Origin of the sequence: Streptomyces sp. NPDC087310, from assembly GCF_044744405.1 — a bacterium.
Classification (GTDB): domain Bacteria; phylum Actinomycetota; class Actinomycetes; order Streptomycetales; family Streptomycetaceae; genus Streptomyces.
In genome coordinates this window covers 1,047,750-1,060,410 of sequence record NZ_JBIUYF010000002.1, presented here as the reverse complement: position 1 = coordinate 1,060,410, position 12,661 = coordinate 1,047,750, and the positions used below count along the sequence as shown (strand labels likewise).

The window sequence follows — 12,661 nt, the reverse complement described above, 5'->3', positions numbered from 1 at the left end:
GCTGCTGATCATGCTCGTCTCCGCTGCCGTATGCCCGAGTCCGCCGCTGCTGGTGCCCGCTGTGGCGGCCGGCGCGGCGCCCGAACTCGACGGGGCGCGCGCCGCCTGCGCCGATGCCCTGGGCGTGCTCGCCGCCGCCCGGCCCGACCGGCTGGTGGTCGTCGGACCGGCGGAAGCGGGGGCCGGGGGAGCGGGGGCCGGGGGAGCGGGAGTCCACGCGCAGGGCTCCGTGGGGTCGTTCCGCGGCTTCGGCGTGGAGGTGGACGTCGTCCTCGGCGCGGCCGGGCCGCACGGCCGGGGGACGGCCGACTCCGCGCCGGCCGACTCCGCGCCGGAAGGCGTCGGCCACCGCTCCGGGCCCGCGCTGCCCGCCTCCCTCGCCGTCGCGGCGTGGCTGCTGGATCATGTGCGCTGGTCCGCCGCCCCCGTGTCGGGGCTGGCCGTGGACAGCACACTCGCCACCGACCGGTGCGTCCTGGCCGGACGGGAGATCGCGGCGGGGGCCGACCGGGTGGCGCTCCTGGTGATGGGCGACGCCAGCGCGTGCCGCACGCTCAAGGCGCCCGGCTATCTGGACGACCGGGCGGACGGCTTCGACGCCGGGGTGGCCGCCGCGCTGGCCGCGGCGGACGGGGCGGCGCTGACGGCGCTCGACGCGGGGCTGGCGTCCGAACTCAAGGCGGCGGGGCGGGCGCCCTGGCAGGTGCTCGCGGGCGCGGCCGAGGGCGCGGGCCTGGGGGGCGCGCTGCTGTACGAGGCCGCGCCGTACGGCGTCGGGTACCTCGTGGCGGCCTGGTCGTAGGGTCAGCGGCGCCGTAGTCGCAGGGTTCCGCGGCGCAGTAGATGGAGACGCGCCGAGAAGAACGCGAGAACGCGGTACGGGGCGGTACGGGGCGCCAAGGCCCCGTACCGCCCCGTACTCGTGCGGCTGTCGATCAGGAAGCGGGCGGCGGCGGGGGAGTGCCGTCGTCCTTGTGGGCGAGCTTGCCAAGGGCGTCCTTGGCCTTGCCCGTACCCGTGTCGATCTTGTCGCTGTACTTGCCCTTGGTCTTCTCGTCGACCGTGCGGGCGGCCTTGTCCAGCCCGTGCTCGATCTTGTCCCCGTGCTGCTGCGCGAGGTCGGCGACCTTTTCCTTGGCCGGACCGATCTTGGCCTTCAATGAATCCAGGAAGCCCATGGGCCACCTTCCCTCGGAGGAGACAACAGCCTACTGGCGGGTGCTCTTTCCTGCCTCGTTGTCCGCCGCCGCCTCCGCCGACTGCTGCTTCGGGATCTCCACTCCCTCGGCGGCGACGGCCTCCGTCCGGCCGCTCCCGGTCGGCCCGGCCTCGGCAGTGCCGGTCTCCTTCGCCCCGGACAAGGTCCGGGACCTCTTGCTGAACCATGAAAAAACACCCATATCTGCTCCATATCGTACGCGCGGGAACGAAGATCCGCGCCGTCCTGATCCACCCGTCACACGGCTCAGGGGCGCCGGTCCCGGAAACCCGTGGCCGGAACCTCGCAACAGGCCCGGAACCTCGCAACAGGCAACGACCCCGGCGGTGCCCCGTCACGTAACTCGTTCGGGCAGGGGCCCCTTGTTTGCGAGACTGGGGCAGTGAGAAGCGCACCTACCGCACCGCGGGTCATCGCCGTCGTCGGTCCTACCGCGGCCGGCAAGTCCGATCTGGGCGTTCACCTCGCCCGGCAACTGGGCGGTGAGGTCGTCAACGCCGACTCCATGCAGCTCTACCGGGGGATGGACATCGGCACCGCCAAGCTGACGACCGAGGAGCGCGCCGGAGTGCCGCACCACCTCCTGGACATCTGGGAGGTCACCCAGGCGGCGAGCGTCGCCGAGTACCAGCGGTTCGCGAGAGCGGCGATCGACCGGCTGCTCGCCGAGGGCCGTACGCCCGTCCTGGTGGGCGGCTCCGGGCTGTACGTACGCGCGGCCATCGACGCCCTCGACTTCCCCGGCACCGACCCCGAGGTGCGCGCCCGGCTGGAGGCGGAGCTGACGCTCCGTGGTTCCGGCGCGCTGCACGCCCGGCTGTCCGCCGCCGACCCCCCGGCGGGCCGCGCGATCCTGCCCAGCAACGGCCGCCGCATCGTCCGCGCGCTGGAAGTGATCGAGATCACCGGCAAGCCCTTCACGGCCAATCTGCCGGGCCACGACTCCGTGTACGACACCCTCCAGATCGGCGTCGACGTCGCCCGCCCCGAGCTGGACGCGCGGATCGCGCGCCGGGTCGACCGGATGTGGGACGAGGGTCTGGTGGACGAGGTGCGCGCCCTGGAGGCGCGCGGACTGCGCGAGGGGCGTACGGCCTCCCGCGCCCTCGGCTACCAGCAGGTGCTCGCCGCGCTCGCCGCCGAGTGCACCGAGACGGAGGCGCGCGCGGAGACCGTACGCGCCACCAAACGCTTCGCGCGCCGCCAGGACTCGTGGTTCCGCCGCGACTCACGGGTGCACTGGCTGGGCGGCGGAACGGAGCACCGGGAAGAACTCCCGCACCGGGCGCTCGCGTTGGTCGAACGGGCGGTCACAGCCTGATCACGTGATGGCATCGGGACGCTCCGCGCGTCCGTGCGGTCCTTCCGGGCGTGCCATCATCGAGCATCGGTCGACCATCGGGCATCGATCGACCAGTGGAGTCCGACTTGGGAGGGCGCGTGGCGATGGAGGCCGGCCCTCGCGACAGAGAACCCACGTCCTCGGAGACGTCGGAGGACGGCCCGAGGCTGAGTCCTGACGGTCCGGAAGAAGAGACCGTGACCGACGAGGTCCAGGTCGAACTCCGGCCCCAGCGCAGGCTGCGGATCTGGCAGCTCGCCCCCATCGTGATGCTCGCCGCCGTCGGATCGCTCATGTTCGCCTTCCCCCTCGCCTTCGGCACCGGGGACGGCGGGGCGGTCGTCGCCATGCTCGGACTGCTGATCAGTTGCTGCGCCGCGGGCGCCGGCATGATGGCCGCGCGCCGCGTCGGCCACACCTGGCCGGGGCTGCCGAGCCGGTCGTCGGGCGAGCGCCCCGACTGGCGCGTCCTCGCCCTGTACGTGACCGTGGGTGCCGCCCTGGTCGCCCTCGCCGTCTGGCGGGTCGCCCGGCTGCGCTGACCCGGGCCCCGGACCCCGCGCCGGGCTTCCGGCCCCCCGCGTCGGCCGACCCGGACGGCGATGTCCGACCCGGCTCGTACGATGGTTTCCGTGAGCACTTCGCAGACCGCCGCCTCGCAGGCCGCCCCCATCGCCTTCCTCAAGGGACACGGGACGGAGAACGACTTCGTGATCGTTCCCGACCCGGAGAACGCCCTGGAGCTGCCGCCCCGCGCGGTGGCCGCCCTCTGCGACCGCCGGGCCGGCATCGGCGGGGACGGACTGCTCCATGTCGTACGGTCCGCGGCGCACCCCGAGGCGCGCGCCATGGCCGCCGAGGCCGAGTGGTTCATGGACTACCGCAACGCGGACGGCTCGATCGCCGAGATGTGCGGCAACGGCGTGCGCGTCTTCGCCCGCTATCTCCAGCGCGCCGGACACGTCGAGGCGGGCGATCTGGCCGTCGCCACCCGCGGCGGCGTCAAGAAGGTGCACCTCGCCAAGGGCCTCGCCGAGGCCGGCGCGGAGGACGGCTCGGACGGCGGGGCCGGTGACATCACGGTCCACATGGGGCGCGCCGTGCTCCCCGCCGCGCAGGCGGCGGTCACGGTCGGCGGCCGGGAATGGCCCGCCCTCAACGTCAACATGGGCAACCCCCACGCGGTCGCGTTCGTCGAGGACCTGGCCCACGCTGGGGACCTGTTCACCGCGCCGCCGGTCAGCCCCGCGTCCGTCTACCCGGACGGGGTGAACGTCGAATTCGTCGTCGACCGCGGCCCCCGCCATGTCGCGTTCCGTGTCCATGAGCGCGGCTCCGGCGAGACCCGCTCCTGCGGTACGGGCGCCTGCGCCGTGGCCGTCGCCGCCGCTCGCAGGGACGGCGCGGACCCGGCGGTGACCGGCGAGCCCGTCACGTACACCGTGGATCTCCCCGGCGGGCGGCTGCTCGTCACGGAGCGCCCGGACGGCGGGATCGAGATGACGGGGCCTGCCGTCATCGTCGCGGAGGGTCACATCGACCCGGTCTGGCTCGAATCCGCCTTCGGTTAAATCTTCGCTCGGATGGGTGATCCGTTTCACGTCGGGCGGGACCGGGACTGCCGCACGCGACCGGGTCGATAGCATCAAGCACCGGCCCGGAGGGCGTCCCCGCCCTCTCCCCGCCGGTCGAAGCTGCCCGGAGGTGCCCCATGAGCGCAGAGGCAACCAGCCCTGGTGCCCACAGCCGCAGACGCGGTCTTCCCCGGATCGACCTCCGCAGGCTCGGCCGGGCCGCCTTACTCGGCCCCGCCACCAGGGACCGGCTGCCGGCCGCCATCGGCCATGTCGCGGAGGCGCACCGCGCGCACCACCCCGACGCGGACCTCGCCGTACTGCACAAGGCGTACGTCCTGGCCGAGACCTCGCACCGCGGGCAGTACCGCAAGAGCGGCGAGCCGTACATCACGCATCCGCTCGCCGTGACCCTGATCCTGGCCGAACTGGGCGCCGAGACCACGACCTTGACCGCCTCCCTCCTCCACGACACCGTGGAGGACACCGACGTGACGCTCGATCAGGTCCGCAGGGAGTTCGGCGACGAGGTCTGCTACCTGGTCGACGGCGTGACCAAGCTGGAGAAGGTCGACTACGGGGCGGCGGCCGAGCCCGAGACCTTCCGCAAGATGCTCGTCGCCACCGGCAACGACGTCCGGGTGATGTCGATCAAGCTGGCAGACCGGCTGCACAACATGCGCACCCTCGGGGTGATGCGCCCCGAGAAACAGGCCCGGATCGCCAAGGTCACCCGCGACGTGCTCATCCCCCTCGCGGAACGCCTCGGTGTCCAGGCGCTCAAGACCGAGCTGGAGGACCTGGTCTTCGCCATCCTCCACCCCGAGGAGTACGCGCACACCCGCGCCCTGATCGCGGACAACGCCACCGCGGGGGACGCTCTCGCGGCCATCTCCGAGGACGTCAGGCGTGTGCTGCGCGAGGCGGGCATCACCGCGGAAGTCCTGGTGCGGCCCCGGCACTTCGTCTCCGTGCACCGGTCCGGGCTGAAACGCGGCGAGCTGCGCGGCACGGACTTCGGCAGGCTGCTGGTGCTGGTCACCGAGGACGCCGACTGCTACGCGGTCCTCGGCGAGCTGCACACCTGCTTCACCCCGGTGATCTCCGAGTTCAAGGACTTCATCGCGGCGCCCAAGTTCAACCTGTACCAGTCGCTGCACACGGCGGTCGCGGGCCCGGACGGCGCCGTCGCCGAAGTCCTCATCCGTACGCACCGGATGCACAAGGTCGCCGAGGCCGGGGTCGTCGCCCTCGGCAACCCGTACGCGTCCGTCGACGCGGTGGGCGCCCAGGACGGTACGGAGCGCGCCCCGGCCGCGGACCCGCAGGACGGCGAGCGCGCCGACCCGACCAGGCCCGGCTGGCTCTCCCGCCTCCTGAAGTGGCAGGAGGCCACCACCGACTCGGACGCCTTCTGGACGACGCTCCGCGCGGACCTGGCCCAGGACGCCGAGATCACCGTCTTCCGCGCCGAGGGCGGCATGCTCGGCCTGCCGGCCGGGGCGACCTGCGTGGACGCCGCGTACGCGCAGCACGGCGAGGCGGCGCACGGCTGCCTCGGGGCGCGCGTCAACGGCCGTCTGGCGCCGCTCTCCACGGTCCTGCGGGACGGCGACACGGTCCAGTTGCTGCTGGCCCAGGACGCCGCCTCGGGGCCCTCGCCGCAGTGGCTCGACCACGCCCGTACCCCCGCCGCCCGGATCGCGATCACCGGCTGGCTGGCGGCCCACCCCGAGGCGGTGGGGACGCCCGACGCCGCGCCCCGCGCGGCGCTCGCCGTCACCGCCGACCGGCGGGGCGGCACCAACGCGGTGGTGGACCTGCCGGGCGCCACCGTACGGCTGGCCGGCTGCTGTACGCCCGTACCGCCCGACGCGGTGACCGCCTTCTCCGTACGCGGCGGCGTGGTCACCGTCCACCGGCAGGAGTGCCGCGCAGTGGACCGGATGCGGGCGCTGGACCGGCGCCCGATCCCGGTGAGCTGGGGCGACGCGCCGGAGTGCCGGGTGACGCTGTACGCCGAATCGTTCGGGCGGCCCCGGTTGCTCGCCGAGCTCACCGACGCCATCGCCACGGCGGGCGCGGCGATCGTGTCGGCCACCGTGGAGCCGCCCAGCGAGCAGCGCGTACGGCACACGTACACGCTGGAGCTGCCGGATGCGGCGGGCCTGCCCGGTCTGATGCGCGCCATGCGCGACGTACCGGGCGTGTACGACGTCAGCCGCGCCCAGCACCCGGCGACCGCCTGAACGCGTGCGGCACCGGCACCGGAACAGGGCCGTCGGGGCGCCCGTCGCGAACGTACGTCTTAAGGCGAGCGTTCACGACGGGCCCCTCCGACGGCTCTGCGGGCTCCTTCAGGGACTCACCCACCGTCAACTTCGCGCGACGGGGCATCCGGCGGCGGCGTCCGCCCGCGAGCTGCCCCTTTCGAGTGGGAGCGGCGCGCGCCGTCGCCGCGCGCCGGGCGGCCGCTGATAGCCGTGGTCCATGCTGTCCACGCTGTTCACCTCCAGCCGACTGCGCGCCGCTTTGCTGGCCGCCGCCTCGGCCACCCTCGTCGCCGCGACCCTGCCCCCGCCCGAGCCGCTCGGCATCGGGGATCCGCTCTTCCCGTACCTGGGCAACCCCGGGTACGACGTCCTCACCTACGATCTCGCCTTCACCTACAGCGGTGACAACGGCAAGCCCTTGGACGCGATCACCAAGATCGACGCGACGGCGACCCGGCGCCTGGACCGGATCAACCTCGACTTCACCCACGGGGAGGTCCGCTCCGTCGAGGTCGACGGCGCGGCGGCGGAGTTCGCGACGGCCGGGGAGGACCTGGTGATCACGCCGGCCGAGGAGGTCGACGAGGGCGAACGGATGAGGATCACCGTCCACCACACCAGTGACCCGTCCGGAGAGGGCGGCGGCTGGCTGCGGACCACCGACGGGCTGGCGATGGCCAACCAGGCGGACGCCGGCCACCGCGTCTTCCCCGGCAACGACCATCCCGCCGACAAGGCGTACTTCACCTTCCGGATCACGGTGCCCAAGCGGCTGACCGCGGTCGCCAACGGTCTTCGCGTGGCGAAGGCCGTGGCCGGCCGGCACGCCACCTTCGTCTACCGCACCAAGCACCCCATGGCGACGGAGCTGGCACAGGTCTCCATCGGCGACTCCGCCGTTGTGCACCGCGAGGGACCCGGCAGTCTCCCCGTACGCGACGTGGTGCCCGCCGCCGACCGCGACCTGCTGGAACCCTGGCTCAAGAAGACCCCCGACCAGATCCGGTGGATGGAGCGGCAGGTCGGGACGTACCCCTTCGAGACGTACGGTCTGCTGATCGCCGGCGCCGACACCGGCTTCGAACTGGAGACGCAGACCCTCTCGCTCTTCGAACGCTCCCTGTTCACCAGCTCCGCCTTCTCCGAGTGGTACGTCGACTCGGTCATGGTCCACGAACTGGCCCACCAGTGGTTCGGGGACAGCGTCAGCCCGCGCACCTGGTCGGACCTCTGGCTCAACGAGGGACACGCCACCTGGTACGAGGCCCGGTACGCGCAGGAGCACGCCGGCAAGACGCTGGAGACCCGGATGCGGGACGCCTACCGGCGGTCCGACGGCTGGCGGGTGGACGGCGGCCCCCCGGCGGCCCCGAAGCCGCCGAAGCCGGGCGACCAGATCAGCCTCTTCCGGCCGATCGTCTACGACGGCAGCGCCCTCGTCCTGTACGCGCTGCGCCAGGAGATCGGGGCGGACGCCTTCGGGCGGCTGGAGCGCGACTGGGTACGGAACCACCGGGACGGGACGGCGACCACGGCGGACTTCACCGCGCTGGCGTCCGAGGTCGCGGGGCGTGACCTGTCCGCGTTCTTCACGGCGTGGCTGTACGGGCGGACGACCCCGCCGATGCCCGGCCACCCCGACTGGCGCAGCGACCCGCCCAAGGCCGCGAAGAGCCGGGAAACCGGAGTGACGGCCGGGCCGAACCGTGCCACCATCGACGAGTCGGCGACGCGGCCGGGAATCAATCCGGGTCGTCACGCGTTGTGACTGACGTAACGGACATCTCTTTCGACGTAAGGATCCAATGACCTCCTCTTCCTCCCCTTCCCAGGACACGCAGAACTTCGCGGACTCCCGCACGGAAAGCCTTCGGGCCGATGCCCTGATGGAAGAGGACGTCGCCTGGAGCCACGAGATCGACGGAGAGCGGGACGGCGATCAGTTCGACCGCTCGGAGCGGGCCGCGCTGCGACGCGTGGCGGGCCTCTCCACGGAGCTCGAAGACGTCACCGAGGTCGAGTACCGGCAGTTGCGCCTGGAGCGCGTCGTACTGGTCGGTGTCTGGACCTCGGGGACGATGCAGGACGCGGAGAACTCCCTCGCGGAGCTGGCCGCCCTCGCCGAGACGGCGGGCGCGCTCGTGCTCGACGGGGTGTTCCAGCGCCGCGACAAGCCCGACTCCGCGACGTACATCGGCTCCGGCAAGGCCCAGGAGCTGCGGGAGATCGTGGAGGAGAGCGGCGCCGACACCGTCGTCTGCGACGGTGAGCTGAGCCCCGGCCAGCTCATCCACCTCGAAGACGTCGTCAAGGTCAAGGTCGTCGACCGTACGGCGCTGATCCTGGACATCTTCGCCCAGCACGCCAAGTCCCGTGAGGGCAAGGCACAGGTCGCGCTCGCGCAGATGCAGTACATGCTGCCGAGACTGCGCGGCTGGGGCCAGTCGCTGTCCCGGCAGATGGGTGGCGGCGGCGGTGGCGGCATGGCCACCCGTGGTCCCGGTGAGACCAAGATCGAGACGGACCGGCGGCGGATCCGCGAGAAGATGGCGAAGATGCGCCGGGAGATCGCGGAGATGAAGACCGGCCGCGAGATCAAGCGGCAGGAGCGCCGCCGCAACAAGGTGCCCTCGGTGGCCATCGCCGGATACACCAACGCGGGCAAGTCCTCCCTGCTCAACCGGCTCACCGGCGCGGGTGTCCTGGTGGAGAACGCGCTGTTCGCCACCCTCGACCCGACCGTCCGGCGGGCCGAGACCCCGGGCGGTCGGCTCTACACGCTGGCCGACACGGTCGGCTTCGTCCGCCATCTGCCGCACCACCTGGTCGAGGCGTTCCGTTCCACGATGGAGGAGGTCGGTGACTCCGATCTGATCCTGCACGTGGTGGACGGCTCGCACCCGGTGCCGGAGGAGCAGCTCGCCGCCGTGCGCGAGGTGATCCGCGAGGTCGGCGCGGTGGACGTACGCGAGATCGTCGTGATCAACAAGGCCGACGCGGCCGATCCGCTGGTCCTCCAGCGGCTGCTGCGCACCGAGCGTGACGCGATCGCCGTCTCCGCGCGTACGGGCGAGGGCATCGCGGAGCTGCTCGCGCTGATCGACGCGGAGCTGCCCCGGCCCCAGGTCGAGGCCGAGGTGCTGCTGCCGTACACGCAGGGCGCCCTGGTCTCGCGGGTGCACGCCGAGGGCGAGGTGCTCTCCGAGGAGCACACGCCGGAGGGCACGCTGCTCAAGGCGCGGGTCCACGAGGAGCTGGCCGCCGCGCTCGCTCCGTACGTCCCGGTGGCCCACTGACGCGTACGGCGTACGTGCGCGGACGGCGTCCGCGCACGGCCCTGCCGGCCGGCCCATGGCGGAGGCCCGCCCCCTCATCGTGCGAGGGGGCGGGCCTCCGTCGTGCGCGGGTGCGGCGTCCGGTCCGTCAGCGTCCGCCGAACCTGTCGCTCATCGCGGTGTAGATCTGCTCGGCGCCCGCGGCCAGCCGGGGCCCCGCCAGCCACCCCGAGGTGACCGGGCCGATCGAGGTGTTGGAGACCAGGACGAGCTTCCCGCCGGGCTGTGTGGCGAACCAGCCGCCGCCCGAGGAGCCTCCGGTCATGGTGCAGCCGATCCGCCACATCGTCGGCGTACCGGGGCTGACGGAGAGCCGGCCCGGCTTGTCGACGCACTTGTGCATCAGCAGCCCGTCGTACGGTGCCGCGGCCGGGTAGCCCCACGCGCCCATGCCGGCGATGTTCGCCGCCTCGGGGAGGTCGAAGTCCACGTCCAGGGCGGTGCCCACGGTCTCCTCCAGGGACTTGCCGCCCTTCTCCGGCTCGACGTGCATCACGGCGTAGTCGTACGCGGCGCCCGCGCCGCCGGTCGGACCGCCGCCCTCGATCCACTCGCCCGAGGTGGAGACCCAGTCCGCCCAGTAGACGCCGTACGGGGCGATCTCCTGGGACGAGGCCCGGTCGAGCGCCGCCGCGGACTTGCCGAGGTCGTTGTAGGCGGGCACGAAGGCGATGTTGCGGTACCAGCCGCCGGTCCCGCCCGCGTGCACGCAGTGGCCCGCGGTCCACACCAGGTTGGACCTGCCGGGGTTCGCGGGGTCCTTGACCACGGTCGCGGAGCAGACCATCGAGCCCTCGGGAGCGTCGAAGAAGACCTTCCCGACCGGCGCCGCGTTCTTGTGGTACGGCGTCTTCTCCGCCACCGCGCGCACCGGGCTCGGCTCCGGATCGGTGACGTCCCGGTCGCCGGAGATGTCCTGGGTGGCGAGGGTCTTCGTCGGTGACGTGGCCTTCTGCATCCGCTCGGGCTTCCACAGCCCGTCGATCACCGGGTTGACGAAGTCCTTGGCCTCACTGAGCCACTTCTTCCTGTCCCAGTCCTTCCACCCGCCGTCCTTCCACTTCTCCGGATCGACGCCGTGCTTCTTGAGCGCGTCGGCCAGATCCGCGGGGATCGCCGGGTCGTCCCCGGCCCCGCTTCCATCGCCGCCGGAGGCGGGATCGGACGCGGCGGAGGCGGACGAGGCGCCGGCCCCGGCGCTCTTGTCGTCGCCTGTGCTGTCGCCGCCACCGCAGCCGGTGGCGGTCAGGGCGAGCGCCGCGGCCGCACAGGTGGCCGTCAGCAGTGGTCGTACGGATCGCATGGAGCAGTTCCCCCTGGGTACGGATGGTCTGACATGGGCTTGTCATGTCTGGAGTCGGTGTTCACCGCGGGACCCGGACCGGCCCACGGCCCTGTCCGGGTACGGCTGCGGGCGCGCCCCACCAGGAGGCGCGCCCGCGCCGGTTCACCGACCCGCGAACTTCTTGCTGACGCCGTCGAAGACGCCCTTGGCCACGTCGCCGAGGCGCGGCCCCGCCAGCCACCCCGCGGTGACCGGGCCGATGGAGGTGTTGGAGACCAGGGCGGGCTTGCCGTCCTGGCCGGCCGCGACCCAGCCGCCGCCCGACGAACCACCGGTCATGGTGCAGCCCACGCGGTACATCGTCGGATCGTCCGCCGCCAGCGACAGCCGGCCCGGCGCGTCCTCGCACTGGAAGAGCTTCTGGCCGTCGTACGGCGGCGCCGCCGGATAGCCGGTCGCCGTCATGGCGGCGATGTCCGGGGTCGCCGGGGCGTTGAACTCCACCGGCAGCGCCGAACCGACCGTCTCCTGCAAGGACGTGCCGGAACCGCCCTTCTCCGGCGTGACATGGATCACCGCGAAGTCGTACGGCGCGCCCTGCCCGCCGGTCGGCCCGCCCTCGGCGATCCACTGCGCGGAGGTCTGCGCCCAGTCGGCCCACCACACCCCGTGCGGAGCGATCCGCTCCTTGGACGCGGTCTCCAACTCGGCCGTCGACAGCGCGCTGTTGTTGTACGAGGGCACGAACGCGATGTTCCGGTACCAGCCGCCGCTCTTGCCGGAGTGCACGCAGTGACCGGCCGTCCAGACCATGTTGGACTTGCCGGGGTTCGCCGGGTCCTCGACCACGGTCGCCGAGCAGACCATCGAGCCCTCGGGCCCGTCGAAGAACAACTTGCCCGCCTGCGCCGCGTTCTCGCCGTACGGCGCGCTCACCGCCCGCGCGGTCACCGGCGCCGGCTCCGGGTCGGTGACGCCCGTGTCCCCGGAGATGTCCTGGTCGTCCACGGACTTCTCCGGCGGCTTGTCCGCGTCGCGCATCCGGTCCGGGTCCCAGAGACCCTCGATGATCGGGTTGACGAAGTCCTTGGCCTCACGCAGCCATGTCTCGCGGTCCCAGTTCTTCCACTCACCGTCCCGCCACTTGTCCATGTCGATCCCGTGCTCCTTGAGCCGGTCCTTGAGATCGTCAGGAATCGTGATCTTGCCGTCGGAGGCGGCCGTGGCCGACTCGCTCGCCTGTGCCGCGGCCTGGTCCTCCTCGGGGCCGCAGGCCGTGGCCGTCAGCGCGAGGGCCACGGCGATCGACGCGGCGGCGAGAACGGGGGAGGTTCTGCGCCGCGAGCTCCTTCCGCGGCGAGCGGTGAGCGTCGGACGTATGGATCGCATGGAGATATCCCCCCGGGACTTCTGGACAGTTCTGAACAAAGGAGCACATGTGGCGCACCCGGCGACGGTGACCGGAGCCGGGACGCGCCCCCACTATGCCGGTGCCGTTGGGGACGGCGTCGGGCAGGGCCGTGGTTCCCCGGCCCACGGATCTTCCCGCTGCCCGTGATCCCGGGCGCGGCGCGTCGTTGGTACGTACGACGGGCCCGGCCGGCGGTGCGCCGTCGAACATTCGGTGAGCGGG

General features: G+C 72.6%; 11 protein-coding genes. 7 read left to right on the top strand and 4 right to left on the bottom strand.

Going from position 1 to position 12,661, the window contains the following annotated elements; genetic code table 11:
- The first annotated feature begins 10 nt into the window (after nucleotides 1-10).
- On the top strand, nucleotides 11-802 hold the full coding sequence (locus tag ACIO3P_RS10290; RefSeq protein WP_401848120.1) for a hypothetical protein: 792 nt from the start codon (nucleotides 11-13) through the stop codon (nucleotides 800-802).
- Nucleotides 803-935: 133 nt separating this feature from the next.
- On the opposite strand, the gene ACIO3P_RS10285 is transcribed toward ACIO3P_RS10290, so the two are convergent.
- Entirely contained in the window at nucleotides 936-1,178 is a 243-nt protein-coding gene (locus ACIO3P_RS10285) for an antitoxin (RefSeq protein WP_329822548.1), read from the bottom strand.
- A gap of 30 nt (nucleotides 1,179-1,208) precedes the next feature.
- Nucleotides 1,209-1,400 carry a hypothetical protein gene (locus ACIO3P_RS10280; protein ID WP_329822547.1) on the bottom strand — a complete coding sequence of 64 codons (192 nt, stop codon included), beginning with the start codon at nucleotides 1,398-1,400 and terminating at the stop codon, nucleotides 1,209-1,211.
- Between the two features lie 201 nt (nucleotides 1,401-1,601).
- Between ACIO3P_RS10280 and miaA the strand changes: the two genes are divergently transcribed.
- The 6 genes from miaA to hflX all read left to right on the top strand — a co-directional run bounded on the left by miaA (nucleotide 1,602) and on the right by hflX (nucleotide 9,704).
- The gene (gene miaA, locus ACIO3P_RS10275) at nucleotides 1,602-2,540 is read left to right on the top strand and encodes a tRNA (adenosine(37)-N6)-dimethylallyltransferase MiaA (protein WP_329822546.1); all 939 of its coding nucleotides are present in this window, start codon (nucleotides 1,602-1,604) and stop codon (nucleotides 2,538-2,540) included.
- Nucleotides 2,541-2,665: 125 nt separating this feature from the next.
- Nucleotides 2,666-3,103 (top strand): hypothetical protein, encoded by a 438-nt coding sequence (locus tag ACIO3P_RS10270; RefSeq protein WP_329822582.1) that lies wholly within the window; start codon nucleotides 2,666-2,668, stop codon nucleotides 3,101-3,103.
- An 81-nt stretch (nucleotides 3,104-3,184) separates the two neighbouring features.
- Nucleotides 3,185-4,132 (top strand): diaminopimelate epimerase, encoded by a 948-nt coding sequence (gene dapF, locus ACIO3P_RS10265; protein WP_329822581.1) that lies wholly within the window; start codon nucleotides 3,185-3,187, stop codon nucleotides 4,130-4,132.
- Nucleotides 4,133-4,272: 140 nt separating this feature from the next.
- The gene (locus ACIO3P_RS10260; RefSeq protein ID WP_329822545.1) at nucleotides 4,273-6,384 is read left to right on the top strand and encodes an HD domain-containing protein; all 2,112 of its coding nucleotides are present in this window, start codon (nucleotides 4,273-4,275) and stop codon (nucleotides 6,382-6,384) included.
- A gap of 241 nt (nucleotides 6,385-6,625) precedes the next feature.
- On the top strand, nucleotides 6,626-8,176 hold the full coding sequence (locus tag ACIO3P_RS10255) for a M1 family metallopeptidase (RefSeq protein ID WP_401848123.1): 1,551 nt from the start codon (nucleotides 6,626-6,628) through the stop codon (nucleotides 8,174-8,176).
- A gap of 37 nt (nucleotides 8,177-8,213) precedes the next feature.
- Entirely contained in the window at nucleotides 8,214-9,704 is a 1,491-nt protein-coding gene (gene hflX / locus ACIO3P_RS10250) for a GTPase HflX (protein WP_329822543.1), read from the top strand.
- 127 nt (nucleotides 9,705-9,831) lie between these two features.
- Here hflX and ACIO3P_RS10245 read toward each other — a convergent pair whose 3' ends face one another.
- Nucleotides 9,832-11,046: a trypsin-like serine peptidase gene (locus tag ACIO3P_RS10245; RefSeq protein ID WP_401848125.1), complete on the bottom strand. Its 1,215-nt coding sequence runs from the start codon at nucleotides 11,044-11,046 to the stop codon at nucleotides 9,832-9,834.
- A gap of 144 nt (nucleotides 11,047-11,190) precedes the next feature.
- Nucleotides 11,191-12,417 carry a hypothetical protein gene (locus tag ACIO3P_RS10240; protein ID WP_329822541.1) on the bottom strand — a complete coding sequence of 409 codons (1,227 nt, stop codon included), beginning with the start codon at nucleotides 12,415-12,417 and terminating at the stop codon, nucleotides 11,191-11,193.
- Between the last annotated feature and the right edge of the window lie 244 nt (nucleotides 12,418-12,661).

Bases quoted from the DNA above. Each gene is read 5' to 3' on its own strand.
- ACIO3P_RS10290 (WP_401848120.1), top strand. From the start codon at position 11: ATGCTCGTCTCCGCTGCCGTATGCCCGAGTCCGCCGCTGCTGGTGCCC.
- ACIO3P_RS10285 (WP_329822548.1), bottom strand. From the start codon at position 1,178: ATGGGCTTCCTGGATTCATTGAAGGCCAAGATCGGTCCGGCCAAGGAA.
- ACIO3P_RS10280 (WP_329822547.1), bottom strand. From the start codon at position 1,400: ATGGGTGTTTTTTCATGGTTCAGCAAGAGGTCCCGGACCTTGTCCGGG.
- ACIO3P_RS10270 (WP_329822582.1), top strand. From the start codon at position 2,666: ATGGAGGCCGGCCCTCGCGACAGAGAACCCACGTCCTCGGAGACGTCG.
- dapF (WP_329822581.1), top strand. From the start codon at position 3,185: ATGGTTTCCGTGAGCACTTCGCAGACCGCCGCCTCGCAGGCCGCCCCC.
- ACIO3P_RS10260 (WP_329822545.1), top strand. From the start codon at position 4,273: ATGAGCGCAGAGGCAACCAGCCCTGGTGCCCACAGCCGCAGACGCGGT.
- ACIO3P_RS10255 (WP_401848123.1), top strand. From the start codon at position 6,626: ATGCTGTCCACGCTGTTCACCTCCAGCCGACTGCGCGCCGCTTTGCTG.
- hflX (WP_329822543.1), top strand. From the start codon at position 8,214: ATGACCTCCTCTTCCTCCCCTTCCCAGGACACGCAGAACTTCGCGGAC.
- ACIO3P_RS10245 (WP_401848125.1), bottom strand. From the start codon at position 11,046: ATGCGATCCGTACGACCACTGCTGACGGCCACCTGTGCGGCCGCGGCG.
- ACIO3P_RS10240 (WP_329822541.1), bottom strand. From the start codon at position 12,417: ATGCGATCCATACGTCCGACGCTCACCGCTCGCCGCGGAAGGAGCTCG.